We start from the raw sequence: 23,983 nt of genomic DNA on the forward strand, positions 1-23,983 counted from the left end.
GGCGGTGCCGTCGTCGCGGGTGCCGGTCCGCCTGGCGTGCGCACCCGGGTCGCGAGACCCGGAAGCTGGCACCCTCAGGGTGAGAGTGCTAATCGCAGGTTATTCCGTGGCTAGCACTCCGTCAAGGAGAGTGCCAGCGAGTCGCGCCCCGCCAGCCAGGATTTCCGGGTGGGCCGGGACAATGGCGGGGTGGATCTCGATCAGCTGGCGGCGCTGCGTACCCCTGAGGGGTCGGCCGCGCTCACGGCGGCGGCCGACCTGGCCGGCGGTGATCCACTGGTAGCGGCGTCGGCGCTGCGCGCGACCGGCGTGCCGCCGACGTTGGCCGCGGCGGCACTGACCCAGGCCGAGCTGCGCCACCGGGCGGTGGGCAAGTTCGGCTCGGCCGCCGCTGGGATGTTCCTCACCCGTCCCGGCCTGGAGCAGGCCACCCGCCGGGTGGTCGCCGACCGTCGGGCCGCCCGGTTGTACGCGGCCGGCGTGCGCACCCTGGCCGACCTCGGGTGCGGGCTCGGGGCCGACGCGCTGGCCGCCGCCCGCGCCGGCATCCGGGTGTACGGCGTGGAGGCCGACCCGGTGACCGCGGCGATGGCCGCCGCCAACGCCGAGGCGGCGGGCCTGGCCGAGCTGTTCACTGTCGAGTGCGGCGACGCGACCGGGTTCGACGTGTCAGGGGTCGACGGGGTCTTCTGCGATCCGGCCCGCCGCGCCACCGGCACCGGGCGGCGGATCTTCGACCCGCGCGCCTACTCGCCACCGTGGGACTTCGTGACCGGGCTGGCCGAGCGGGTGCCGCGCACAGTGGTGAAGGTGGCGCCGGGCCTGGACCACGCGCTCATTCCGGCGGGTGCGGAGGCGGAGTGGGTCGGCGTGGACGGCGACCTGGTCGAGGCCGCGCTCTGGTGCGGCGAGCTGGCGGAGGTGCCCCGCCGCGCAACCCTCTACCGTCAGCGGGGCGCTGAGGCCCACCGCCACGAGCTCACCGGCTCGGGTGCCGCCGAGGCGCCGGTCGGGCCGCCGCGTCGCTACCTGTACGACCCGGACCCGGCGGTGGTGCGCGCGCACCTCGTGGCCGAACTGGCCACCGAACTGGACGCCACCCTGGGCGATCCGAGCATCGCCTACCTCTACGCCGACCAGCCGATCCGCACCCCGTACGCGCGCTGTCTGGAGATCACCGACGTGCTGCCGTTCTCGCTCAAGCGCCTGCGGGCGCTGCTGCGCGACCGCCGGGTGGGCCGGGTGGAGATCCTCAAGCGGGGTTCGGCGCTCACCCCGGAGCAGCTCCGGCGGGACCTGCGGCTGGCCGGGGACGCGGCGGCGAGTCTGGTGCTCACCCGCGTCGACGGCGCACCGACGGTGCTGATCGGCCAGCCGGTCGACTGGCGCCATCTCGACTAGCCTCGTCGCTGTGGCGGGACAGGGCACGCCGGCAACGGCACTCTTGGTCAAGCGCGGAATCGCGCATCGCACCCATCCGTACCGGGTGGCGCCGGACGCCCCGAACTACGGCGCGTTGGTGGCGGTGGCGCTCGACGTGGCACCGGAGCGCGTGTTCAAGTCTCTGGTGACCGAGGTCGACGGCGCGCTCACCGTGGCGGTCGTTCCGGTCACCGGCGAGCTGGATCTCAAGGCGCTCGCGGCGGCGGTCGGCGGCAAGCGGGCCGCGTTGGCCGACCGGGCCGTCGCCGAGCGGGCCACCGGTTACGTACGCGGTGGGATCAGCCCGCTCGGGCAGCGTCGACGGTTGCCCACAGTGCTGGACGAATCCGCGCTGGATCTCCCGACGATCTACGTCTCGGCTGGTCGGCGTGGTCTGCAACTCGAACTGGCCCCGGCGGATCTGGTGGCGCTGACCGACGCCCGCACCGCGCCGTTGCAGACCCACTGACGGCCTTCGTTACGTCGACTCCCCCGTGGGATACCCGCGGAGTAACAGTCGCGTTGCTGAATTGTTATCGCTCCCAACAAACTATGCACCTGCGCGGTCTTGTGGAGCCGGTGTGACGCGAAATACGTTGCCGGACACAACAAAACAACACCTCCCCCACCTCCGAAAGGACCCTGCACATGCGTAAGGGGATCCTCACCATCGCCGCCGTGGGCCTGCTCACGACCGGCGGCTTGACCGCCTGTGGCGACGACTCCGGCGACAAGGCCGCCTCCACCAAGACCCCCAAGATCGGCGTGATCCTCCCGGACAGCAAGTCCTCGGCCCGCTGGGAAACGGCGGACCGCCGGTTCCTGGAGGAGGCGTTCAAGGCGGCCAACGTCAAGTACGACATCCAGAACGCCCAGAACGACAAGACCGCCTTCCAGACCATCGCCGACCAGATGATCACCGGTGGCGTGACCGCCCTGATGATCGTCAACCTGGACTCCGGCACCGGCAAGGCCGTGCTGGACAAGGCCAAGTCGCAGGGCGTCGCCACCATCGACTACGACCGGCTCACCCTCGGTGGCTCGGCCCAGTACTACGTCAGCTTCGACAACGAGACCGTCGGCAAGCTCCAGGGCGAGGGTCTGTCGAAGTGCCTGACCGAAAAGGGCGCCAAGAACCCGGTCGTCTCGTACCTGAACGGCTCCCCCACCGACAACAACGCCACCCTGTTCAAAGCCGGCTACGACTCGGTGCTCAAGCCGAAGTTCGACTCCAAGGAATACGTCAAGGGCCCTGAGGACGCGGTGCCGGCGTGGGACAACGCGCAGGCCGCGACGATCTTCGAGCAGCAGCTCACCAAGGCCAACGGCAAGATCGACGGTGTGCTGGCCGCCAACGACGGTCTCGGCAACGCCGCCATCTCGATCCTCAAGAAGAACAAGCTCAACGGCAAGGTGCCGGTGACCGGGCAGGACGCCAGCACCGAGGGCCTGCAGAACATCCTCGCCGGTGACCAGTGCATGACCGTCTACAAGGCGGTCCGGGAAGAGGCCAAGGCCGCCTCCGACCTGGCCATCGCGCTCGCCAAGGGTGAGAAGAAGGACACCGGCCAGACGGTGAAGGACGGTGACCGGGACGTCCCCTCGGTGCTGCTCACCCCGAAGGCCATCTACAAGGACACCGTCAAGGACGTCATCGCCGACGGCTACGTGACCAAGGAAGAGGTCTGCACCGCGGCGTACGCCAAGCTCTGCGCGGACGCCGGCATCAGCTGACCGACGCCGCATCACCCGCCGGGACGACCATCGCCGCCCGGCACGGGAGCACCCCTCCCGTGCCGGGCGGCGCCCGCCGGACGGGCCCCTACCCTCCCTTGAGAAGGAGACCCCCCGTGTCCGCGACCCCCTTGCTGGAACTCCGCGGGATCGACAAGAGCTTCGGTCCTGTCCAGGTGCTCCGCGACGTCGCCCTGACCGTCCACCCGGGCGAAGTGACCGCACTGGTCGGCGACAACGGCGCCGGCAAGTCGACCCTGGTGAAGTGCATCAGCGGCATCCACCCCACCGACGCTGGCGAGTTCCTGTTCAACGGTGAACCGGTACACATCGGCAGCCCTCGCGACGCCGCCGCACTCGGCATCGAGGTCGTCTACCAGGACCTCGCGCTCTGCGACAACCTGGACATCGTGCAGAACATGTTCCTCGGCCGGGAGAAGCGCAACGGAATCGTCCTCGACGAGCCGACCATGGAACAGCTCGCCGCCGAAACCCTGGCAGGGCTCTCCATCCGCACCGTCACCTCACTCCGCCAGCACGTGTCCAGCCTCTCCGGCGGTCAACGCCAGACCGTGGCCATCGCCAAGGCGGTGCTGTGGAACAGCAAGCTCGTCATCCTGGACGAGCCGACCGCGGCGCTCGGCGTGGCACAGACCGCCCAGGTGCTCGAACTGGTCCGCCGCCTCGCCGACAACGGCCTGGCCGTGGTGCTCATCTCGCACAACATGAACGACGTCTTCGCCGTCTCCGACCGGATCGCCGCGCTGTACCTCGGCCAGATGGTCGCCCAGGTGAAGACCACCGACATCACCCACGCCCAGGTGGTCGAGCTGATCACCGCCGGGCGCTCGGGCGGGCTCGGCCTCGCCACCGACCCGGGCAGCAACGGCGACGGCCCGCAGGCGGCCGACTCGATCTCAGGAGGCGTCCGATGACCACCACCGCCGTGCGGAAGGACGGCCCGGCGGCCGTCACACCGACGCCGACCATCGGAGGCCACTTCCGCAACTACCTGAGTCGGGTACGCGGTGGCGACGTCGGCGCGCTACCGGCCGTACTCGGCCTGATCGTGCTCTGCACCGTCTTCGCGATCATGCGGCCGTCGTCGTTCCTGTCGGCCGGTAACTTCGCCAACCTCTTCACCCAGGGCGCGGCGGTCACGCTGATCGCAATGGGCCTGGTCTTCGTACTGCTGCTCGGCGAGATCGACCTCTCCGCCGGCTTCGCCAGCGGCGTGTGCGCGGCGGTGCTGGCCAATGTGGTCACCGTGCTCGGCTACCCCTGGTGGGTCGCCGTACTCGCCGCGGTCGCCACCGGTGTGGTCATCGGCACCACGCTCGGCATGCTCGTCGCGAAGATCGGTATCCCGTCCTTCGTGGTCACCCTCGCCGGCTTCCTCGCCTTCCAGGGCGTCGTGCTGCTGCTCGTCAAAGAGGGCACCAACATCTCCGTCCGCGACGACGTGCTGGTCGCCATCGCCAACCGCAACCTCGCCCCCACGCTGGGCTGGGGGCTGACCGCCCTCGCGATCATCGGCTACGCGGCGGTGCAACTGCTGCGTCACCGCAAGCGGGCTGCCCGTGGTCTGATCACCGACCCGATCGCGGTGGTGGCGCTGCGGATCGTCGGGCTCGCCGTCATCCTCGGCACCGCGGTGTACGTGCTCAACCTGGAGCGCAGCCGCAACGTCCTGATCAGCTCACTCAAGGGTGTGCCGATCGTGGTGCCGATCATCGTGGTGCTGCTGGTCATCTGGACCTTCGTGCTGCAACGCACCAGCTACGGCCGGCACATCTACGCAGTCGGCGGCAACCGGGAAGCGGCCCGCCGGGCCGGCATCGACGTCGACCGGATCCGGATCTCGGTCTTCGTGATCTGCTCCTCGATGGCCGCCATCGGTGGCATCGTGGCGGCCAGCCGGGCCAACTCCGTCGACCCGAACACCGGGGGCAGTAACGTACTGCTCTACGCGGTCGGCGCAGCGGTGATCGGCGGCACCAGCCTCTTCGGTGGCAAGGGCCGCGTCCTCGACGCCGTACTCGGCGGCGCGGTGGTCGCGGTCATCGAAAACGGAATGGGCCTGATGGGTTACAGCGCGGGAGTCAAGTACGTGGTCACGGGCGTCGTGCTGCTGCTCGCCGCCAGCGTCGACGCGCTCTCCCGCCGCCGCGCGGCAGCCACCGGCACCCGCTGACCGCGCGGGAGGTAGCACCAGCATGCGCCCAGGACCAAGCCAGGATGACGTCCGACGGCAGAACCTCGGGGCCCTGCTGCGGCACGTGCACGTCCATGGGGCGACCACGCGTGCCGAACTGACCACCACGCTGGGCCTCAACCGCAGCACCATCGGCGCGCTCACCGCCGACCTGTCCGCAGTGGGGCTGGTCAGCGAAGGTGCACCGAAGGAGACCGGCCGGGCCGGACGACCGTCACTGGTCGTCCGGCCCGAGTCGGCCCGGGTCTACGCGTACGCGTACTCGGTGGAGGTGGACCGGCTGCGCGCCGCTCGGATCGGGCTGGGTGGCGCGGTCCTGGACCGCCGGGACCTGGACCGGCCGCGCGGGCTGCTGGCCGCGGAGGCCGCGCCGCTGCTGGCCGGCGCGGTCAAGGAGATGCAGCAGCTGGTGCCGGCGGACGCGATCTGCGTCGGTGCCGGCGTCGCGGTCTGCGGCATGGTCCGCCGGGACGACGGCCTGGTCCGACTCGGCCCCACCACCGGTTGGGTGGACGAGCCGATCGGCGCGGCCCTCGCCGACGAGTTGGGCATCGACGTACCGGTCACAGTGGGCAACGTGGCCGACGTCGCCGCGTTCGCCGAGCACGCACGGGGTGTGGCGGCAGGCTGCGACAACGTCCTCTACCTGTACGGCGACGTGGGCGTGGGTGCCGGCATCATCGCCGGTGGCCGCCGGCTGACCGGGCACGGTGGCTACGGCGGCGAGGTCGGCCACATGAAGGTGGTCCGCGACGGCAAACCCTGTGAGTGCGGGTCCCGGGGCTGCTGGGAGACCGAGATCGGCGAGCACGGCCTGCTGCGTGCCGCCGGACGCTCCGACGCCCGGGGCCGCGACGCGCTGCTGGAGGTCTTCGACGCGGCCGACCGCGGGGACGCCCGGGCCCAGACGGCGGTCCGCCAGGCCGGCGACTGGCTCGGCTTCGGCGTGGCGAACCTGGTAAACGTCTTCAACCCCGAGATGGTCATCTTCGGCGGGACCATGCGTGACCTCTACCTCGCGGCGGCGGCCCAGATCCGCAGCCGGCTCAACTCCAACGCGCTCGGCGCCTGCCTGGAGCACGTCCGGCTGCGTACGCCGAAACTGGGTACGGACGCGCCCCTGATCGGTGCCGCCGAACTGGCCTTCGAACGGCTCCTCGCCGACCCCCTCGACGTGGGCTGATCCGCGTACGCTGTCCGGCGTGGATGTCGAGCTGCGCGCCTCCGACGACGACCGCAACCGGGTGGTCGCCGCGCTGCACCAGCACACCGCGGCGGGCCGGCTGACGCTTGACGAGTTCTCCGATCGGGCCGGTGCGGTGTGGACGGCGCGCACCCTCGGTGACCTGGCCGCGCTGACCCGCGATCTACCGGCCCTGCCCAACTCGGCCGTCGACGCCGGCCCGGTCGGGCGCGGGCGTCAGGAGTTGCTGATGGTCTTCGCCGCCGCGGCGCTCACCCTGCTGCTGCTCGGAGGCCTGCTCGCCGTCACCCGCTGATCCGGGTCGCTCCGCGATGAACTGATCACGCGATCAGTACGTACCAGTGGGCGGACGGGCAACCGGCAGGGTACGGCTGCCCGGTCCAGACGCGTTCCGGTCCGGACCGAGGAGGCACCACAGACATGGCACCGCTCAGATCCGCCCATCGTCGACTGGGCACCCGGACCCACCGAGCGGCGATGCTGCTCATCGCGGTCATCGCGGGGGTCGGTGTCCTGCCCGGCGTGGCCGTCGCCGCACCCGCCGGTGGCCAGCAGCTCAACGCCGCCGACATGACACTGCTCAACGGGGTGCGGCTGGCCGGGCTGTGGGAGATGCCAGCCGGCCAGATGGCCGCCGAGAAGGGACAGTCGGCGAAGGTCCGGGAGATCGGCGCCGGCATCGCCAACGAGCACCAGAAGCTCGACGAGCTCGTGGTCGAGGCGGCCAACAAGTTGGGCGCGACAATCCCCAGCGAGCCGACCGCCGAGCAGAAGGGCTGGCTGGCCGAGATGCAGAAGGCGTCCGGCGCTCGGTTCGACCAGATCTTCGTCACCCGGCTCCGGGTCGCCCACGGCAAGATCTTCCCGGTGATCGGCGCGGTCCGCGCCAGCACCCGGGACGCCACCGTCCGCAAGCTCTGCGACGACTCCAACGGCTTCGTGATGCACCACATGCAGATGCTGGAGAGCACTGGCCTGGTCCGCTGGCCGGAGCTGCCGCCGGCCGCGCTGCCCGCCCCGGGTGAGGACGGGCTCCTGGCCGCCGCCTCCGCCAACTCCGGCCCGCAGGTCGGAGTCAGCAGCACCGTCGTCTGGTTGGTCTTCCTCGCCGCGCTGGGCACCGGCGGAATCGCCACCTACCGGATGTTGCGCCGCAGCTGACCGATCAAACAGCGGCCTGGATGGTGGCTCGCGTTACCGGTCCACCTGGGTGAAGTCCCAGGAGTGCGGGGCGCGGGCCACCAGCAGGGCTGGCGGGTCCGGCAGCGGGCGAGGGCTGCTGCGCCACTTGGAGATCACCACCACGCGGTGGTCGGTGGAGGAGAAGACCTCGCTGGAGACGTGGAGCGGGTCGTGCTCCAACTCGGGCAGGGCGGTGTCGCACACCCAGGTGATCAGGTCGGCGACTCCGTACGCCTCGGCGCGCGCCTCCCACATCCGCACGATCATGTCCGCCGCTCCCGTCACACGCTGACCGTGGTCAACGGCAGTGCCGAATCGGCCGGAAGGTCCAGTCGGCTCGGAGCGACCCCGGCGGCGACCAGGTGCGAACCGAGCGCGGCCACCATGGCGCCGTTGTCGGTGCACAGCTTCGGCCGGGGTACCCGGACCCGGATGCCGTACTTCTCGGCTCGCTGCTCGGCCATCGCCCGCAGCCGCGAGTTCGCCGCCACTCCCCCGCCGATGACCAGGGTCTCGATGCCCTGCGCCCGGCAGGCGGCGAGCGCCTTGTTGGTCAGGACGTCACAGACCGCCTCCTGGAAGGACGCGGCCACGTCGGCCACCGGAACCGGCTCACCGGCACGCTGACGGGCCTCGACCCACCGGGCCACCGCCGTCTTCAGGCCCGAGAACGAGAAGTCGTACCGGTGGGCTGCGAGATCCTTCGCGGCGGTCAGACCGCGGGGGAAGGCGATCGAGGCGGCGTCGCCGGCCCGGGCCTCCCGGTCGATGGGCGGACCACCCGGGAACGGCAACCCGAGCAGCCGGGCGACCTTGTCGAACGCTTCCCCGGCCGCGTCGTCGATGGTGGCGCCCAGCGGGGTGACGCCCCGGGCCAGGTCGTCCACGAGTAGGAGGGACGAGTGGCCACCGGACACCAGGAGTGCAATGGCGGGTTCGGGCAGTGGGCCGTGCTCGAGAGTGTCCACCGCGACGTGGGCGGCGAGGTGGTTGACGCCGTAGATGGGTTTCTCGGCGGCGACCGCGTACCCCTTGGCGGCAGCGACGCCGACCAGCAACGCACCGGCCAGCCCCGGCCCGGAGGTGACCGCGATCGCGTCGATGTCGGCCAGCGTGACACCGGCCTCGGTCAGCGCCCGGTCCATGGTCGGCACGATGGCCTCCAGGTGTGCCCGGCTGGCCACCTCCGGCACCACACCCCCGAACCGGGCGTGTTCCTCGACGCTGGAGGCGAGCGCGTCGGCCAGCAGGGTGTGGCCCCGCACGATGCCGACACCGGTCTCGTCGCAGGAGGTCTCGATACCCAGGATCAGTGGTTCGTCAGCCATGGTCGTGTGGTCCGTCCCCGGTCGGCTCGGCGTCGCGCCGCATGACCAGCGCGTCGGTGTTGCTCGGTTGGTAGTAGCCGCGCCGCACCCCGATCGGCTCGAAACCGTACGTCGCGTAGAGCCGCTGAGCTGCGGCGTTGTCCACGGCGACCTCCAGCAGGGTGCTGCGGGCGTCGCGCCGGACAGCCTCGGCGAGCAACTCCTCCAGCAGGGCACGGCCTACGCCGCGCCGCTGGGCGTCCCGGCGGACGGCGATGTTCTGTACCCACACCTCGTCCGGCGGAACGCCGGCGAGCCCGGCGTAGCCGAGCACCGACCCGTCCGCGTCGACGGCGACCCGGTAGTGGTGCCCGTTGGCGAGCTCGCTCCAGAACATGGCGGGCGACCACTTCTCAGCGCCGAAGAGGTCCGCCTCGATCGGCAGCACGTCGTCGATGTGCCACCAGCGGAACGGTTCGAGCCGTACCGCGGTCATGGCAGGACCGGTTTGCGGCCGGTCGCCGCCACCGCGTCGGGGCGGCGCAGGTAGAGCGGGGTGAGCCGTTCACTGGACGCCCCCGCCCGGATCCGCTCGGCGGCGAGCAACGCCAGCACTGTCGCGTCCGGGTAGCGCGGCTCGACCCGGACGGGCAGGTCCAGGACCTCGGCGTACCGGTGCGCCCCGTCACCGACCGCGATCGTCGCGCCCAGTTCGCGGGCGCGCGCGGCGGCGACCGCCGGCGCGGACACCTCGGGCCCGACGATCCGCTGGCCGGCGCCGTCGTAGACGGCCCAGTAGAGCTCCTTGCGCCGGGCGTCGCTGGCGGCCAGGACCGGCGCGCCGGACGCTGCTGGGTAACCGATGGCGTCCAGCGAACAGACGCCGTACGTGGGGATGCCGAGCACCTGACCCATCGTCGCGGCGGTGACCAGGCCGACCCGTAGCCCGGTGAACGGCCCCGGGCCGAGCCCGGCGACGATGGCGTCCAGGTCACGCGGGCGCGCGTCAGCGTCGGCGAGGACCGCATCCACCTGGGGCGCGAGCAGCTCACCGTGCGCGCGGGCGTCGACCGTGCACCGGTGCGCCCGCGACGCCACGCCGTCTGCCGAGACCTCCACCAGCGCCGCGGTGACTGCGGGGGTCGAGCTGTCCACCACGAGTACGAGCACGGTAAGCCAGCCTAGCCGCCCCGCCCAGCACACCGGTCACGCCCCGCCCCGCCACCCGCCTTCGCCCCTCGCCCCGACCTCGCCTTGACCTCGCCTTGACCTCGCCTTGACCTCGCCCGCTCTCGCCCGGACCTTGCACCGACCGTGCGCCGCCCCACCCAGCCTCACCTCGGCTCGGCTCGCGCCGCCTCGCCCTGACCTCGCCCCGCCGCAGACTGCCCCGCCGCCGTTGGCCGCCAGGCCCAACGCCTAGCCAGGGACGAGCGCTGGAACCACATCCGCTAATCAGCCTGATGTCTGTGAGTCATCGTGATGACTCACAGACATCACGCTCATCGGAGTGAGGCCCTCCAGGTCATGCGCTCGGCGATTCTGGGGCTCGCGGAACGCGTCGCAAGTCGCCGACCTGCCGCAGCGGGATCGCGGGCATCTCGCCCGTGGTCCACCATGCCGGGATGTCATCGACTCGCCTTGTCACCTTGCTCGGTGCTGCCGCGCGGCGTCAACGACAGCTGCGCGACCTGAGCCAGCGTCAGTTGGCCGCGTTGGCCGAAGTCGACCAGGCGGCGGTGGTCCGGTTCGAACGTGGTGAGCGAGCGCCTACCATCCCGGTGCTGGAGCGGCTGTTTGCCGCGATGGACGTGCAGTTGGTCGTCGGAGTCGAGCCGTTGGACGCGCACCTCGACGCCCAGATCGACGGTTTGGCCGCCCGGCCGATCGCCGAGCGGATCGACGGGTTGGGGCTGGATCGGCTGCTGGACCGGCTCACCGACTTCCCGCAGGTGATCACCGGTTGCACCGCGGCGTTGTTGCAGGGCGCGCCGGTGCCGGTCGACGCGCTGGACATCGCCCTGCGCTGGCAGGACTCCAAACCGTTCACCCGCTGGCTGGAGACGAACTACGGCCAGCGGTGGAACGCCCGCTGGGGTGAGTTCGGCGGGGTGTGGTTGGAGCCGGAGGAGCCGGGCGAACACCGGTGGTCGACCCGGTACGGGGAGATCAGGGCCACGATGTGCGACGAACTGCCCGAGACCATCGAGGTCCGGCACGGCGGGCGGACCTACCAGGTGGTGCCGCTCGTCGAGCTGGAGCTGAGCGAGCCGCGCGCCGCCGAACTGTTACGCCGGTACCGGAACCGGCAGTTGGCCAGCGACAGCTGAGCCGACTGCCGGCCCGAGTGCCGGCTCAGCCGGCGGTGCGCTCCCAATCGATGGTGGGCAGGCCGGCGTCGGCGAGTGCCTTGTTGGCGGCGCTGAACGGGCGGCTACCGAGGAAGCCGCGCGGGTTCATCGGGCTGGGGTGACCGGCCTCCAGCACCACATGCTGCGGATTGGTGACCAGCGCGGCCTTCTTACGGGCGTAGCCACCCCAGAGCAGGAAGACCACCCGCTCCGGTGCCGCGTCCAGTGCCCGGATGGTCGCGTCGGTGAATTCTTCCCAGCCGGCGTTGGCGTGCGAGCCCGGGGTGGCCTGCCGGACGGTCAGCACCGCGTTGAGCAGCAGCACCCCCTGGGCGGCCCACCCGTCGAGGTTGCCGCCGCGCGGCTTGGGGACGCCCACGTCCTCGCCCAACTCCTTGAAGACGTTGCGCAACGACGGCGGCACCGTCACACCGTCGCGGACGCTGAAGCTCAACCCGTGTGCCTGCCCGGCCCGGTGGTAGGGATCCTGCCCGAGGATGAGCACCCGGGTGCCCTGCGGCGGGCAGAGCCGGTATGCCGAGAACAGATCCTCCAGCGGCGGGAAAACCGTCTGCGTCGCGTATTCCCGGGCGACGAAGTCGCCCAGCGCGGCGGTGCGCGCCGGGTCGAGGTGCGGGGTGAGCACGGTGCGCCACTGCTCCGGCAGCAGGGCCAGCAGATCCAGGGCGGGAGCGTCGTCGGGCATCGGGAACCTCTCACAGCGCGGGTCGGTCCCCCGCACTCTAGGCACCGGGTACGACAGCCACCGACCTAGCCCAGGTCGGTGAGCCGCCGGGCCCAGTCACCGCCGATCGGGTCCAGCTCGACGATGCGGGTGTCGTCGTCGCGGCGGTCGATGCGAACCCGCAGGTGCGCGTCCACCAACTGCTCCACCAGGCCCTCGCCCCACTCCACCACGGTCACCGAGTCGTCCACCGACGCGTCGAGGTCCAGGTCGTCGATCTCGGCGCGCGGATCGGTGGCGTCACCCAACCGGTACGCGTCGGCGTGCACCAGCGCCACCCGGCCGCCCCGGGCCGGATCGGGGCGGTGCACCCGGGCGATGACGAAGGTCGGCGAGGTGATGTCCCCGAGGACACCGAGCCCGGCGCCGATGCCCTGGGTGAGCGCGGTCTTGCCGGCGCCCAGCGGGCCGGTCAACAGCACCAGGTCGCCGGCGCGCAGCAGCCCGGCCAGCCGCCGGCCGAAGTCCCGAGTGTCCTCGACGGTCGGCAGCTTGACGACGTGACTCACCGTTCCTCCACGCTCTGCAATGACTCCAGGAACCGCGCCAGGGCGGCGTTGACCTCGTCCGCGTGCTCCAACATCAACACGTGACCGCTGTCCTTGATCTTCACGAACTCGGCGTGCGGCAACCGGCGGACGATCTCCTCGGAGTGGGTCACCGGCGTGATCATGTCCTTGTCGCCGACCACCACCAGCACCGGAGTCGCCGCCAGCGCCGCCAGCGCTGGGAAGCGCGAATGGGTGGCCAGGGTCCGCAGGTAGCGGGTCACCGTGTCGGCCGACGTCCGGGAGTTCATCGTTTCCACGTAGGACACCAGCGACGGGCTGGGCTTGCGGGTGCCGAAGCCGTACTTGCGGGTCAGTAACCAGGCCACGTTCGACGTCGACTTGCGGGCCTTGTCGATCACCGGCCCTCCGTACCGGGTGGCGTTGCTGACCATGTAGAGCACCGGGCCACCGACCCGGCCGAGCAGCGCGGGCGCGACCAGCTTGGTCTCCGCGATGAGCCCGCCCGACGTGGCCATCAGAACGGTGCCCACCACCCGGTCACCGAACAGCTCTCCGAACAGCTCGGCGAACGCCATGATGGTCATGCCGCCCATCGAGTGGCCGACCAGCACCAGCGGCCCGTCCGGGGCGGTTCGGTCGATCACCTGGCGCAGCGTGCGGCCGAGCACGGCGAGGTCGTACTCCCCGGTCTCCAGCCGGCCGGACCGGCCGTGACCGGGCTGGTCGTACGCCACGATCCGGTAGTCACCGCGGGCGGCGAGCATCTGGCGCTGGAAGTGGAACGTCCCCATGTCCAGGCAGAAGCCGTGCACCAGCACCACAGTCGGTCGACCCGGCACCGGCCGGGTCGGCTCGACCACTTCAACGTGGATGTCGGTGCCGTCCGGCAGCTCCAGGCGGAATGCCTCGTCGTACCGCTGCTGGTCGAACGTCTCGTGCGCGTAGCGGTCGGCCGGGTCGGCCTTGAGCCGGCGGACCAGGGTCCGCTCGGTCGCGACGCCGGCCGCCAGACCTGCCGCGGCCACCCCCACCGCCGCGCCGACGATCCCGGCGACCCGGCCAGCGGCCGTGCGAGGACGCGGAATGCGATAACTCATGGTTTCTCGCCGTCGTAGACCCGAGGCACCCGCGTGCCGCCGAACCGGGTGACGATCTCGTAGTTGATCGTGCCGACCGCCTCGGCCCAGTCGTCCGCTGTCGGTTCGCCGTCGACGCCGCTGCCGAAGAGCGTCGCCACGTCGCCGTCGGCCACCGGATCGTCGCCGCAGTCGAGCACGAACTGGTCCATGCAGACCCGCCCCGAGATCGTCCGGCGTACGCCGCCGAGCTGCACCGGGCCGGTGTTGGACGCGTGCCGGGGAACCCCGTCGGCGTACCCGAGCGGCACCACGGCCAGGTTCGCGTCGGCTTCCGTGGTGTAGGCGTGCCCGTAGGAGATACCGGTGCCGGCGGGCACCCGCTTGGTGAGCATCACCCGGGCGCGGGCCGTCATCGCCGGCCGCAACCCGTACGTCTCGCCGGCCACCGGGGACAGCCCGTAGATGGCCAGGCCGGGGCGGACCAGGTCGAAGTGGGTGTCCGGGCGGGTGAGGGTGGCGGCCGAGTTGGCGAGGTGCCGCCAGCGCGGTCGCAGGCCGGCCCGCTCGACCATGGCCAGCCCTTCGTGGAAGACGGCCAGTTGGCGGTCGGTGGTGGGGTGGCCGGGCGAGTCCGCGTACACGAAGTGGCTCCACACGCCGACCACCTCGACCAGGCCGTCGGCCTGCGCCTTCGCGGCGGCGTCCAGCAGCGCGGGCCAGTCGGCGACTGTCGCACCGCCTCGGGACAGCCCCGTATCGATCTTGAGATGCAGGCGGGCGGGACGCCCGGCGAGGCGACTCGCCTCGATCATCTCGTCCAGTTGCGCCAGGCTGGCCGCGCCCAGGTCGACCCCGGCGGTGACCCCCTCGTGCAGCGGCAACCCGGGGGCGAGCAGCCAGGCCAGCACCGGCACGGTCACCCCGGCCCGCCGCAGGGTGAGCGCCTCGTCGAGGGTGCAGACACCGAGCCAGTCGGCGCCGGCGTCGAGCGCCGCGCGGGCGGCCGGAAGCATCCCGTGGCCGTACCCGTCGGCCTTCACCACTGCCATCAACTCGGCGGTGGTGCCGGAGCGGAGCCTGCTCACGTTCTCGCGGATGGCGTCAAGATCGACGCGTACCTCGGCCTGCCACATGCACCCAGCCTACTTTCCGCCGTGATCACCGCGGGCGGCGACGCACGTCGCGACGCGGCGATCCGGTCACCGCACCCGGAACCGCCCCGTTCAGCCCAGCCGGGCCAGCACCGGACGCAGCGCGGTCGCCACGTCGGGCGCGGTCACCGGCCCACTCCGGGCCGCCTCCCGCCCGGCGAGCCCGTGCAGGTACGCGGCGGAGGCGGCGGCCCGATCGGCGGGTACCCCGGCCGCCAGCAGCGAGCCGAGCAGCCCGGCCAACACGTCGCCGGTGCCGCCGGTGGCCAGCGCCGGGGTGCCGGTCGGGTTGACGTACGCCCGACCGTCCGGCGTGCCGATCACCGTGCGATCGCCCTTGAGCAGCACCACCGCGTTCATCCAGGCGGCCAGCCGCAGCGCGGCGCCGACCCGGTCGGCGCCCGGCTCCTCCCCGCAGAGACGGGTGAACTCCCGGTCGTGCGGGGTGACCACGATGGGCGCGTCCCGACCCCGCAGCCGGTCGGCGAGCGAGCCGTCCACCAGCAGGGTCAGGGCGTCGGCGTCGAGCACCACCGGCACCGGGGCGGCCAGTACGGCGCGCAGCTCGGCCGCCGCGTCGGCGCCGGTGCCCAGCCCGGAGCCGCAGACCCAGGCCTGCACCCGGCCCGCGTCGGCGACCCGCCCGCTGGCGATCACCGACGGGTGCTGGTGCAGCACCTCGGCGCGGGCGCTGCCGGCGTAGCGGACCAGGCCGGTCGGCCCGGCCAGGGCGCCGCCCACGGAGAGCACCGCCGCACCGGGGTAGGTCGCCGAGCCGGTCGCCACCCCCACCACGCCCCGGGTGTACTTCTCCGACGCCGGGCCCAGCTGGGGCCACCAGTCGACCAGGTCGGACCACTCGGTGACCCGCAGCGCCGGGGTGCCGCGCAGCCACGGCCGCAGCCCGATGTCGACCAGCTCGACGTGCCCGGCCATCGCGGCGGCCGGCCCGACCAACAGGGCGGGCTTCAGCGCGCCGAAGGCCACCGTCACGTCGGCGCGGACAGCGGTGGGCCGGCCGGACGCGGACAGCGGCACGTGGCCGGTGTCGACCGCGACCCCGCTGGGCACGTCCACCGCCAGCACGGTGGCCCGTTCCCCGTCGCGTCCGCGCAGCTCGCCGAGGCGCTGGACCACGTCGTCCGCGTTGGCCCGCAGCCCGCCGGTGCCACCGATGCCGACGATGCCGTCGAGGACCAGGTCGACCGGGCCGGCCGGTTCCGGCACGACCCGGCCGCCAGCGGCTCGCAGCGCGGCCAGGCCGGCGGCGTGCGCCCGCCCGGGGGTGAGCAGCAGGGCGGACACCTGGACACCTCGGCGGGCCAACCGCTCCCCCGCGTACAGCGCGTCGCCGCCGTTGTCGCCGGAGCCGACCAGCAGCAGCACCCGGCCTCCGTAGACGCCGCCCCGCTCGGCGAGCAGGAGCGCGGCGCGGCGGGCCAGGCCGGCGGCGGCCCGCTGCATCAGCGTCCCCTCCGGCAGCGTGCCCATCAACCCCGCCTCGGCCGCCCGTACGTCGGCCACCCGCCACACCGCTCTCATGCCACCGTGTCCCATTCCGTTCGCGGGCGGACCTGACCGGCCCTCCCGGCCGACGTCATCGTTCCGCGACCACCATCGCCGAGGCGATCCCGCCGTCGTGCGACAACGAGAGATGCCAGTGGTTGACCCCGCGTGCGTCGGCCACCGCCGCGACCGTGCCGGAGACGGCCAGCCAGGGGCGGCCATCCGGGTCGGGCACGATCTCGCAGTCGTGCCAGCTGAGGCCCGCCGGGGCGCCGAGCGCCTTGGCCACCGCCTCCTTGGCGGCGAACCGGGCGGCGAGCGACTCGGGCGAGCGCGGGCTGCCGGAGCGGGTGTGCCGCTCGGCCTCGGTGAAGAGCCGGTCGGCGAGCAGCGGCGTCCGTGCCAGGGCCCGGGCGAACCGGTCGACCAGGACGACGTCGATGCCGACAGCGACGATCACCACACCACCCTACCGGCGGTCGAGGCCGCAGATTAGCCGTCGGGCTCGCGCTGGGCAACGCCTGTGGACACCCCGGGGTACGCCTCGACGTCGGCTGTCCACAGGGCACCGCGCGACCTCCGGTACGTGCCTAGCGTCAGCGCGTCGATGCCGATCGTCCATGGGGGTGTGGTCATGACCGACGAGCCGTTCGCCGTCCAGCCGGAGGAGTTGCGGGCGGTCGCCGTCCTGCTCGACGACGAGGCGCGCCGGTTGGCGTTGGGCCTCGCGGGGTTGCCCGGGCTGGTGGTGGCGGCCCCCGAGTGGCGAACGGGCGCGGCGCTGGCCGGGTTGGAGGCGGCGGGGCACGCCTGGTTCTGCCGGCTGGGTGCACGGGTCGCGGCGACCTCCGGCGGGGTCCGGGCGTCGGCCGAGGCGTACGAGACGGTGGACGACCGGGCCGCCGGCCGGTTCGCCTCCCTACCCCGGTGAGCAGCGTCGGTTATCGACAGCTGTGGGCTGTCGATCCCGGTGGGTGGCGGGTCGCTGGGGCGGCGTGGGCGGGGTTGGCCGGTCCACTCGATCGGAGCCTCGGCGAGCTTCGCACGGCGACCGGGCGGTTGCGGGGCGGTTGGTCGGGTGCGGCAGCCACGGCGGCGGACACTCGCCTCAGCGGTCTGCGTGACGAGCTGGCCTCGATCGCACCGGCGCTGATCGAGGTCGACCAGGTGCTGGCCGAATTGGCCGGTGGGCTGGCGGTGGCGAAGGCGCGGCTCTCCCAGGCGGTCGCCCAGGCCGATGCGGCCGGCCTGCTGGTGGACCGCTCGGGTGGGGTGCGGGTCGATCCCGCCCGGTTTCGGCCCACCGAGCGGGCCGGGGTCGCCGCGGCTGGGGTGGCCGCGGCCCTGCGGGCCGCGCTCGACGGGGCAGCAGCCGCGGACCGGGCCGCCGCCGACCGGTTGGATGACCTGGCCAGAGCCGCCGGCACCGGTTGGGCGTCCCCGCCCCCGCCCGGTCGACCGGCCCTCGACGCCGCGCCCGCGCTGGTCAGCGCCTGGTGGTCCGGGTTGACCCCGGCGCAGCGACGGTGGCTGATCGCGCGTGAGCCGGCCCTGGTCGGCCGGTTGGACGGGCTGCCGGTGGCCGCCCGCGACCAGGCCAACCGGTTACGGCTCGACGTCTGGCGTGGGGAGCTGCTGGCCGAGCGGCGACGGCTGCTGTCCCGGGTGCCGCCGGGGCCGCTCGCAGCGATCCGGCTGCGTGGGGTGGTCGGACGGTTGGCCGGCCTGGACGCGCTGGTCGAGCGGTTGACGGCCGGCGACGCGCCGCGGGCGTACCTGCTCGGGTTGGATCCGGCCGGGGAGGGCCGGGCGGTGGTGGCGCTCGGCGACCCGGATCATGCCGACCGGGTGTTGACCTACGTGCCGGGGATGACCGCCGGCCTGGACGACGCCCCCGGCGAGCTGGGCAGGGCGGCCCGGGTGCTGGAGCGGTGCGCCGCGCTCGCCCCGGGTGAGCGCAGCGCGGCGGTGCTCTGGTTGGACTACGACGCTCCGGATTTCCTGACCGAGGCCGCCTCAGCGGGTCAGGCCCGGGACGCCGGTCCGGCGTTGCACCGCTTCCAGGAGGGGCTGCGGGCCAGCCACGAGGGGCCGCCGGCACGGCAGACCGTGCTCGGGCACAGCTACGGGTCGCTGGTGGTGGGGGTGGCGGCCCGGGAGCACGGGCTCGCTGCGGACGCGCTGGTCTTCGTCGGCTCCCCCGGTGTCGGCGCGTCGCACGCCGCCGAGCTGGGCATGCCAGCCGGGGAGGTCTGGGCGAGCAGCGCCCCCGACGACGTGATCCGGGCGGCCCGGCCACCGGAGGAGCTGGGCCGACGGGCCCTGTTCGGCGCGGTACCGCTCGCCGCCGTTCTGGGTTGGCCGGGCCGGACGGGGCACGAGCTGTGGTTCGGTCACGACCCGGCCGATCCCGGCTTCGGCGGGCGGGTGTTCTCCAGCGGCCGCGGCGGGCACACCGGCTACTGGGAGGCGGGAAACCCGGCGCTGGACGGGATGGCCCGTGTCGTGCTGGGCCGGTGATGACGGAACCCCGGCCGCCGCGAGGTGCGGCGACCGGGGTTCCGGACATGGGCGGTGGCTACTCGACGGTGACCGACTTGGCGAGGTTGCGGGGCTGGTCCACGTCGTGCCCCCGGGCGGCGGCGATCTCGGCGGCGAGCACCTGCAACGGCACCGTGGTGACGAGCGGGGCCAGCAGGGTGGGCGTACGCGGCACGTAGATCAGGTGGTCGGCGTACCGGACGACCGCCTCGTCGCCCTCCTCCGCGATCACGATGGTCCGCGCGCCGCGCGCCCGGACCTCCTGGATGTTGGAGACGACCTTGTCGTGCAGCATGCCCCGGCCGACAGGCGAGGGCACCACGCAGATCACCGGGGTGCCCTTGTCGATCAGGGCGATCGGGCCGTGCTTCAGCTCACCGGCGGCGAAGCCCTCGGCGTGCATGTACGCCAACTCCTTGAGCTTCAGCGCGCCCTCCAGGGCCACCGGGTAGCCGACGTGCCGGCCGATGAACAGCACTGTCGGCTCGGACTTCAGGTCCCGCGCCAGCTCGCGGACGGGCTCGATCCGGTCGAGCAGCTCACGCAGCTTGCCGGGAATCTCCTGCAACTGCGCGACCACAGCGCCCACCTCGTCGGCGAACTTGATCCCGCGCACCTGGGCCAGGTGCAGGCCGATCAGGTAGCAGGCGACGACCTGGGTGAGGAACGCCTTGGTGGAGGCGACGGCGATCTCCGGCCCACCGTGGGTGTAGAGCACGGCGTCCGACTCGCGGGGGATGGTCGAGCCGTTGGTGTTGCAGATCGCCAGCACCCGGGCCTTCTGCTCCTTGGCGTGGCGCAGCGCCATCAAGGTGTCCATCGTCTCGCCGGACTGCGAGATGACCACGATCAGCGTGGACCGGTCGAGCACCGGGTCGCGGTAGCGGAACTCGCTGGCCAGCTCCACCTCGCACGGGATCCGGGTCCAGTGCTCGATGGCGTACTTGGCGACCATGCCGGCGTGGTACGCCGTGCCGCAGGCCACGATGAAGATCTTGTCGACGTCGCGCAGATCCTGGTCGCTGAGGCGGACCTCGTCGAGGGCGATCTCACCGCTCTCGGTGAGCCGGCCCAGCAGCGTGTCGGCGATGGCCTGCGGCTGCTCCTCGATCTCCTTGAGCATGAACCAGTCGTAGCCGCCCTTCTCCGCGGCCGAGGAGTCCCAGTCGATGTGGAAGTCCTTGCCGGCGGCGGGCTGGCCCTCGAAGTCGGTGATCTCGATGCTGTCACCGGTGATCAGCACGATCTGGTCCTGGCCCAGCTCGACCGCTTCCCGGGTGTGCTCGATGAACGCGGCCACGTCGCTGGCCAGGTAGTTCTCCCCGTCGCCCCGGCCGACCACCAGCGGCGAGTTGCGCCGGGCGCCGACGACCGCACCGGGCACGGCGGCGTCCACCGCGAGCAGGGTGAACGCGCCCTCCAGCCGCTGGCAGACCACGCGCATGCCGGCGGCGAGCAGTTGCGGGCTGTCCGGCTGTCCGGCGGCGCGCAGATCGGCCAGCGCGGCGGCGAGCAGGTGTGCGGCGCACTCGGTGTCGGTGTCGCTGGTGAACTGGACGCCGTCGGCCTCCAGCTCGGCGCGGAGCTTGGCGAAGTTCTCGATGATGCCGTTGTGGATCACCGCGACCCGCCCGTCCGGGGCGACGTGTGGGTGGGCGTTGCGGTCGGTCGGGCCGCCGTGGGTGGCCCACCGGGTGTGCCCGATGCCGGTGGTGCCGTCACCGATGCCGATCGGGCTGGCCGCGCAGGAGGTCGGGTCGTCGGCGGCCCGCTCGGACAGCACTTTCTCCAGGTTGGCCAGCTTGCCGGCCTTTTTCTCGGTCAGCAGCTGGTCGGCGCAGACGATCGCGACGCCTGCCGAGTCGTAGCCACGGTATTCCAGCCGCCGCAGCCCGTCGAGGACGATGCCGAGTGCGGGGCGCGCGCCCGCGTATCCCACGATTCCACACATGGCCCGCAGCCTAACCCAGTTTCACTCATGCTGGTTGCTCGAAAGTCGGGTTATCAATCACGGAATCTGAGCGATCAGGGCCTGCGCGGCCACAACGGGACGAGCGTCACAGGCGCTCACGCCCCGCTCTGGAGGGCGGGGTTGCGACGCGCCTTCGGGTGCGACAGTCTCTCGGCGGGTTTGGCGCTCCCGTCCACGGCCCGTTCGTCCCATACCCACTCCTGTCCGGAGCAGCCATGTCCGACGCGCCGTCGCCCGACCCGACCCCCTCATCCGCTCCGGACCCGGCCTCCCCCACGCCCTCGCCGGATCCGACGGCTCCGCCGTCCTCGGCTCCCTTTCCGGCCCCCGACCCGCTGGCTCCGGGCCAGCCGTGGGCGCCGCAGGCCCCCTGGTCACCGCCCCCGCCGGCCGCGCCATGGGCGCCGTCTCCGCCCGCCACCCAGTGGACGCCACAACCGTCCCCGACGCCGTGGACGCCCGACCCACAGACGCCCCCGTGGTCGCCCGACGCCTCAGGCCCGCCGCCGGCCGGATCGCCACCGCCAGCGGGGTGGCCGATGCCCTACCAGCAGTCGCCGGCCGCTGGCTGGCCACCGCCCGGCTATCCGCCGCCCGGCACCGGCTATCCGCCACCCGGCTATCCGCCGCCGTACGCCTACCCCGGGTATCCGCAGGTCCCCGGCAAGCCGGCCACGAGCAGCGGGCGGATCGTCGGGATCGTCGCCGCGGCCGTCGTGGCACTCGTCCTACTCGTGTGTGGCTGCCTCTGCGTGGGTGGCCTGTGGCTCGACCCGACCAACTCCGACCCGATCGCCGAGGAGCCATGGGTCGTCCCCGACGACGACGGCTGGACGGAACCCACCACTGGGCCGATCATCCCGGAGCGACCCACCGCGCCGCAGTTGCCCACCGCGTCTCCCACCCCCAGCAAGAAGCCGATCACCCGACCGACCTCAGGACCGGCACCCGTGACGGTGGTCTACGAGCTCAGCGGGTCGGGTGTCGTCGACCTCGCGTACTTCGACGCCGAGAGTGACCTCATCCACGTCGACGGCCAGAAGCTGCCCTGGCGGACCACCATCCGCACCAACGGCAAGACCAGGGTGCTGGTGGAGGCCAGATGGGCCGACGACGAAGGTGAGAGACCACTCGACTGCACGGTCACGGTCACCGGCGCCGGCAAGCCGGTCGTCAACAAGACCCGGGGGTACTGGTCGACCAGTTGCGGGCCCGAGTGAGGCTGGGGTCCGAGCCGGGTATGGCCGTAGGCTGGCGCAGGTGACGACGAGCACCGATGTCGACCCGCTGGTGGCCCGGATGCGGCCGTTCGGCACGACGATCTTCGCCGAGATGTCCGCCCTCGCCGTGCGCACCGGCGCGGTCAACCTCGGCCAGGGCTTTCCCGACACCGACGGCCCGCCGGAGATGCTGGCCGCCGCCGCCGAGGCGCTGTGCAACGGGCAGAACCAGTACCCGCCCGGCCCGGGGATCCCCGCCCTGCGCGCGGCCGTCGCGGCGCATCAGCGGCGGTTCTACGACCTGGCGTACGACCCGGACAGCGAGATCGTGATCACGGCGGGCGCGACCGAGGCGGTCGCGGCGAGCATCCTCGCGCTCTGCGAACCGGGCGACGAGGTGGTCTGCTTCGAGCCGTACTACGACTCGTACGCCGCCTCGATCGCGCTGGCCGGCGCGGTCCGCCGGCCAGTGACGCTGCGCCCCACGGCCGACGGCCGGTACGCCCTCGACCCGGCGGCGCTGCGTGCGGCGTTCGGCCCGCGCACCCGGCTGGTGCTGCTGAACTCGCCGCACAATCCGACCGGCAAGGTCTTCACCCCGGCCGAGTTGGCGCAGGTCGCCGAGTTGTGCCAGGAGTTCGGCGCGTACGCGGTCACCGACGAGGTGTACGAGCACCTGGTCTTCACCGACGCGGCGAACCCGCACGTGCCGCTGGCCAGCCTGCCGGGGATGCGGGAGCGGACGCTGCGCATCTCGTCGGCCGGCAAGACGTTCTCCTGCACGGGGTGGAAGGTCGGCTGGGCGAGCGGCCCGGCGGCGCTGGTCTCGGCGGTGCTCCGGGTGAAGCAGTTCCTCACCTATGTCAACGCGGCGCCGCTGCAACCGGCGGTGGCGGTGGCGCTGGCCCTGCCGGACGACTACTACACCGGCTTCCGGGACGGTCTCCAGCAGCGGCGTGACCAGCTCGTCGGTGGTCTCACCGACGCCGGGTTCGAGGTGCTCGGCTCCGAGGGGACGTACTTCGTCACCGCCGACATCACCGCCCTCGGCGGCCGGGACGGGGTGGAGTTCTGCCGCTCGTTGCCGGAGCGCTGCGGTGTGGTGGCGGTGCCCACCCAGGTCTTCTACGACGACGTCGACGCGGGCCGGCGGCTGGTCCGGTTCGCCTTCTGCAAGCGCCCGGAGGTGCTGACCGAGGCGGTCACCCGGCTGCGCGCTCTGGGCCCGAGCCGCTGACCTGCCCGGAGCCGGTCGATCCCGGGTCGGTCGCCGACTGATCCGCGGTGGACGTCGCGAGTCGGGTGAGCAGTTGACCCTCGTCACCGAGCAGCACCGACTCGGCGTCGTCCACGAACGACAGGTCCGCTGTCACGTGCCGGCTGGCCGCGGTGAGCAGCAACCCGACCACCGGGTCCTCGGCGGCCCGCCGCAGGCCGTCCAGATTGCGCAGCTCGCGCAGCAGGTGCCCGCGCTGGTTGCCCAGCACCGAGCGAACCGTGGCCGCAGAGCCTGACCGGGCGGCGGCGGTGACCTTGAGGAAGAAGTCGTCCCGGAATCCGCCGCTGCGCGGGCTCGGCTCCGTCAGCCACCGCGCCAACTCCGCTCGGCCGGCCGGGGTGATCTCGTAGACCACCCGATCCGGCTTGATCGGCTGCGGCTGCCGTTCGGCGACGACCAGTTCGTCCCGGGAGAGCCGGTCGAGTATCTGATAGAGGTGGCCGATGTTCAGCGGCCCCCACTGCGGGCCGACGGCGGCTTCGAACGCGCCCTTGAGCTGGTAGCCGTGGCTCGGGCCACCAGCGAGCAGGGCGAGGACAGCGTGCTGGATCGCCATGTCACCT

The 23,983-nt window shown here is 72.5% G+C and carries 25 protein-coding genes; 13 read left to right on the forward strand and 12 right to left on the reverse strand.

The genetic code is table 11. From position 1 onward, the window contains the following. The first annotated feature begins 189 nt into the window (after nucleotides 1-189). From ACFYP0_RS23480 to ACFYP0_RS23515, 8 genes are all read left to right on the forward strand, one after another. Nucleotides 190-1,401: a THUMP-like domain-containing protein gene (locus ACFYP0_RS23480; protein WP_355502002.1), complete on the forward strand. Its 1,212-nt coding sequence runs from the start codon at nucleotides 190-192 to the stop codon at nucleotides 1,399-1,401. 10 nt (nucleotides 1,402-1,411) lie between these two features. After that, entirely contained in the window at nucleotides 1,412-1,891 is a 480-nt protein-coding gene (gene ybaK, locus ACFYP0_RS23485; protein WP_355502005.1) for a Cys-tRNA(Pro) deacylase, read from the forward strand. A 179-nt stretch (nucleotides 1,892-2,070) separates the two neighbouring features. Continuing rightward, the gene (locus ACFYP0_RS23490) at nucleotides 2,071-3,156 is read left to right on the forward strand and encodes a sugar ABC transporter substrate-binding protein (protein ID WP_124860265.1); all 1,086 of its coding nucleotides are present in this window, start codon (nucleotides 2,071-2,073) and stop codon (nucleotides 3,154-3,156) included. A 116-nt stretch (nucleotides 3,157-3,272) separates the two neighbouring features. Beyond that, nucleotides 3,273-4,091 (forward strand): ATP-binding cassette domain-containing protein, encoded by an 819-nt coding sequence (locus ACFYP0_RS23495; RefSeq protein ID WP_124860263.1) that lies wholly within the window; start codon nucleotides 3,273-3,275, stop codon nucleotides 4,089-4,091. Further along, nucleotides 4,088-5,350 (forward strand): sugar ABC transporter permease, encoded by a 1,263-nt coding sequence (locus ACFYP0_RS23500; RefSeq protein WP_355502009.1) that lies wholly within the window; start codon nucleotides 4,088-4,090, stop codon nucleotides 5,348-5,350. Before ACFYP0_RS23495 ends, ACFYP0_RS23500 begins: the two co-directional genes overlap by 4 nt. A 22-nt stretch (nucleotides 5,351-5,372) precedes the next feature. Next, nucleotides 5,373-6,554: an ROK family protein gene (locus ACFYP0_RS23505; RefSeq protein WP_112737048.1), complete on the forward strand. Its 1,182-nt coding sequence runs from the start codon at nucleotides 5,373-5,375 to the stop codon at nucleotides 6,552-6,554. Nucleotides 6,555-6,573: 19 nt separating this feature from the next. Beyond that, the gene (locus ACFYP0_RS23510; RefSeq protein WP_355502011.1) at nucleotides 6,574-6,870 is read left to right on the forward strand and encodes a DUF1707 SHOCT-like domain-containing protein; all 297 of its coding nucleotides are present in this window, start codon (nucleotides 6,574-6,576) and stop codon (nucleotides 6,868-6,870) included. A 125-nt stretch (nucleotides 6,871-6,995) separates the two neighbouring features. Beyond that, nucleotides 6,996-7,736: a DUF4142 domain-containing protein gene (locus ACFYP0_RS23515; RefSeq protein WP_124860257.1), complete on the forward strand. Its 741-nt coding sequence runs from the start codon at nucleotides 6,996-6,998 to the stop codon at nucleotides 7,734-7,736. Between the two features lie 33 nt (nucleotides 7,737-7,769). Here the strand turns inward: ACFYP0_RS23515 and ACFYP0_RS23520 are convergent, their stop codons facing one another. Genes ACFYP0_RS23520 through tsaB form a run of 4 tightly spaced genes read right to left on the reverse strand, consistent with a single transcriptional unit; the run spans nucleotide 7,770 to nucleotide 10,234 of the window. Then, nucleotides 7,770-8,024 (reverse strand): hypothetical protein, encoded by a 255-nt coding sequence (locus ACFYP0_RS23520; RefSeq protein ID WP_039906914.1) that lies wholly within the window; start codon nucleotides 8,022-8,024, stop codon nucleotides 7,770-7,772. 14 nt (nucleotides 8,025-8,038) lie between these two features. Further along, nucleotides 8,039-9,085 carry a tRNA (adenosine(37)-N6)-threonylcarbamoyltransferase complex transferase subunit TsaD gene (gene tsaD, locus ACFYP0_RS23525; protein ID WP_355502014.1) on the reverse strand — a complete coding sequence of 349 codons (1,047 nt, stop codon included), beginning with the start codon at nucleotides 9,083-9,085 and terminating at the stop codon, nucleotides 8,039-8,041. Beyond that, nucleotides 9,078-9,560: a ribosomal protein S18-alanine N-acetyltransferase gene (rimI, locus tag ACFYP0_RS23530; RefSeq protein WP_112621757.1), complete on the reverse strand. Its 483-nt coding sequence runs from the start codon at nucleotides 9,558-9,560 to the stop codon at nucleotides 9,078-9,080. The genes tsaD and rimI overlap by 8 nt, the downstream gene beginning before the upstream one ends. Next, nucleotides 9,557-10,234, reverse strand: a complete 678-nt coding sequence (gene tsaB, locus ACFYP0_RS23535) for a tRNA (adenosine(37)-N6)-threonylcarbamoyltransferase complex dimerization subunit type 1 TsaB (RefSeq protein ID WP_355502017.1) — start codon at nucleotides 10,232-10,234, stop codon at nucleotides 9,557-9,559. The genes rimI and tsaB overlap by 4 nt, the downstream gene beginning before the upstream one ends. 455 nt (nucleotides 10,235-10,689) lie before the next feature. Between tsaB and ACFYP0_RS23540 the strand changes: the two genes are divergently transcribed. Beyond that, on the forward strand, nucleotides 10,690-11,394 hold the full coding sequence (locus ACFYP0_RS23540; protein ID WP_355502019.1) for a helix-turn-helix domain-containing protein: 705 nt from the start codon (nucleotides 10,690-10,692) through the stop codon (nucleotides 11,392-11,394). Nucleotides 11,395-11,419: 25 nt separating this feature from the next. On the opposite strand, the gene ung is transcribed toward ACFYP0_RS23540, so the two are convergent. The 6 genes from ung to ACFYP0_RS23570 all read right to left on the reverse strand — a co-directional run bounded on the left by ung (nucleotide 11,420) and on the right by ACFYP0_RS23570 (nucleotide 16,868). After that, a complete protein-coding gene (ung, locus tag ACFYP0_RS23545) occupies nucleotides 11,420-12,121 on the reverse strand; it encodes a uracil-DNA glycosylase (protein ID WP_355502022.1) in 702 nt (233 codons plus the stop codon). A 65-nt stretch (nucleotides 12,122-12,186) separates the two neighbouring features. Beyond that, nucleotides 12,187-12,669, reverse strand: coding sequence for a tRNA (adenosine(37)-N6)-threonylcarbamoyltransferase complex ATPase subunit type 1 TsaE (tsaE, locus tag ACFYP0_RS23550; protein ID WP_355502025.1), 483 nt, complete (start codon nucleotides 12,667-12,669; stop codon nucleotides 12,187-12,189). Further along, nucleotides 12,666-13,769, reverse strand: a complete 1,104-nt coding sequence (locus ACFYP0_RS23555) for an alpha/beta fold hydrolase (RefSeq protein WP_355502028.1) — start codon at nucleotides 13,767-13,769, stop codon at nucleotides 12,666-12,668. The genes tsaE and ACFYP0_RS23555 overlap by 4 nt, the downstream gene beginning before the upstream one ends. After that, a complete protein-coding gene (gene alr, locus ACFYP0_RS23560) occupies nucleotides 13,766-14,884 on the reverse strand; it encodes an alanine racemase (protein WP_091402301.1) in 1,119 nt (372 codons plus the stop codon). The genes ACFYP0_RS23555 and alr overlap by 4 nt, the downstream gene beginning before the upstream one ends. A 90-nt stretch (nucleotides 14,885-14,974) precedes the next feature. Then, nucleotides 14,975-16,444 carry an NAD(P)H-hydrate dehydratase gene (locus ACFYP0_RS23565; protein ID WP_355502031.1) on the reverse strand — a complete coding sequence of 490 codons (1,470 nt, stop codon included), beginning with the start codon at nucleotides 16,442-16,444 and terminating at the stop codon, nucleotides 14,975-14,977. 55 nt (nucleotides 16,445-16,499) lie between these two features. Beyond that, nucleotides 16,500-16,868 carry a holo-ACP synthase gene (locus ACFYP0_RS23570; RefSeq protein ID WP_124860243.1) on the reverse strand — a complete coding sequence of 123 codons (369 nt, stop codon included), beginning with the start codon at nucleotides 16,866-16,868 and terminating at the stop codon, nucleotides 16,500-16,502. A gap of 174 nt (nucleotides 16,869-17,042) precedes the next feature. Between ACFYP0_RS23570 and ACFYP0_RS23575 the strand changes: the two genes are divergently transcribed. Further along, nucleotides 17,043-17,339: a hypothetical protein gene (locus tag ACFYP0_RS23575; RefSeq protein WP_355502034.1), complete on the forward strand. Its 297-nt coding sequence runs from the start codon at nucleotides 17,043-17,045 to the stop codon at nucleotides 17,337-17,339. After that, nucleotides 17,336-18,928: an alpha/beta hydrolase gene (locus ACFYP0_RS23580; RefSeq protein ID WP_386997586.1), complete on the forward strand. Its 1,593-nt coding sequence runs from the start codon at nucleotides 17,336-17,338 to the stop codon at nucleotides 18,926-18,928. The genes ACFYP0_RS23575 and ACFYP0_RS23580 overlap by 4 nt, the downstream gene beginning before the upstream one ends. 58 nt (nucleotides 18,929-18,986) lie before the next feature. Here the strand turns inward: ACFYP0_RS23580 and glmS are convergent, their stop codons facing one another. Next, nucleotides 18,987-20,900 (reverse strand): glutamine--fructose-6-phosphate transaminase (isomerizing), encoded by a 1,914-nt coding sequence (gene glmS / locus ACFYP0_RS23585; protein ID WP_091402308.1) that lies wholly within the window; start codon nucleotides 20,898-20,900, stop codon nucleotides 18,987-18,989. Nucleotides 20,901-21,460: 560 nt separating this feature from the next. Here glmS and ACFYP0_RS23590 point away from each other — a divergent pair. Both ACFYP0_RS23590 and ACFYP0_RS23595 read left to right on the forward strand, forming a co-directional pair. After that, complete coding sequence (locus ACFYP0_RS23590) at nucleotides 21,461-22,141, forward strand: MmpS family transport accessory protein (RefSeq protein WP_356976399.1); 681 nt, start codon at nucleotides 21,461-21,463, stop codon at nucleotides 22,139-22,141. A gap of 79 nt (nucleotides 22,142-22,220) precedes the next feature. Continuing rightward, nucleotides 22,221-23,378 carry a pyridoxal phosphate-dependent aminotransferase gene (locus ACFYP0_RS23595; RefSeq protein ID WP_356976599.1) on the forward strand — a complete coding sequence of 386 codons (1,158 nt, stop codon included), beginning with the start codon at nucleotides 22,221-22,223 and terminating at the stop codon, nucleotides 23,376-23,378. Here ACFYP0_RS23595 and ACFYP0_RS23600 read toward each other — a convergent pair. Beyond that, nucleotides 23,344-23,976 carry a PadR family transcriptional regulator gene (locus tag ACFYP0_RS23600; protein ID WP_356976397.1) on the reverse strand — a complete coding sequence of 211 codons (633 nt, stop codon included), beginning with the start codon at nucleotides 23,974-23,976 and terminating at the stop codon, nucleotides 23,344-23,346. The two genes, ACFYP0_RS23595 and ACFYP0_RS23600, sit on opposite strands and share 35 nt — an antisense overlap. Nucleotides 23,977-23,983: the final 7 nt, after the last annotated feature.

This window comes from Micromonospora arida (genome assembly GCF_042873195.1).
In the GTDB taxonomy this organism is placed as follows: Bacteria; Actinomycetota; Actinomycetes; order Mycobacteriales; family Micromonosporaceae; genus Micromonospora; species Micromonospora arida.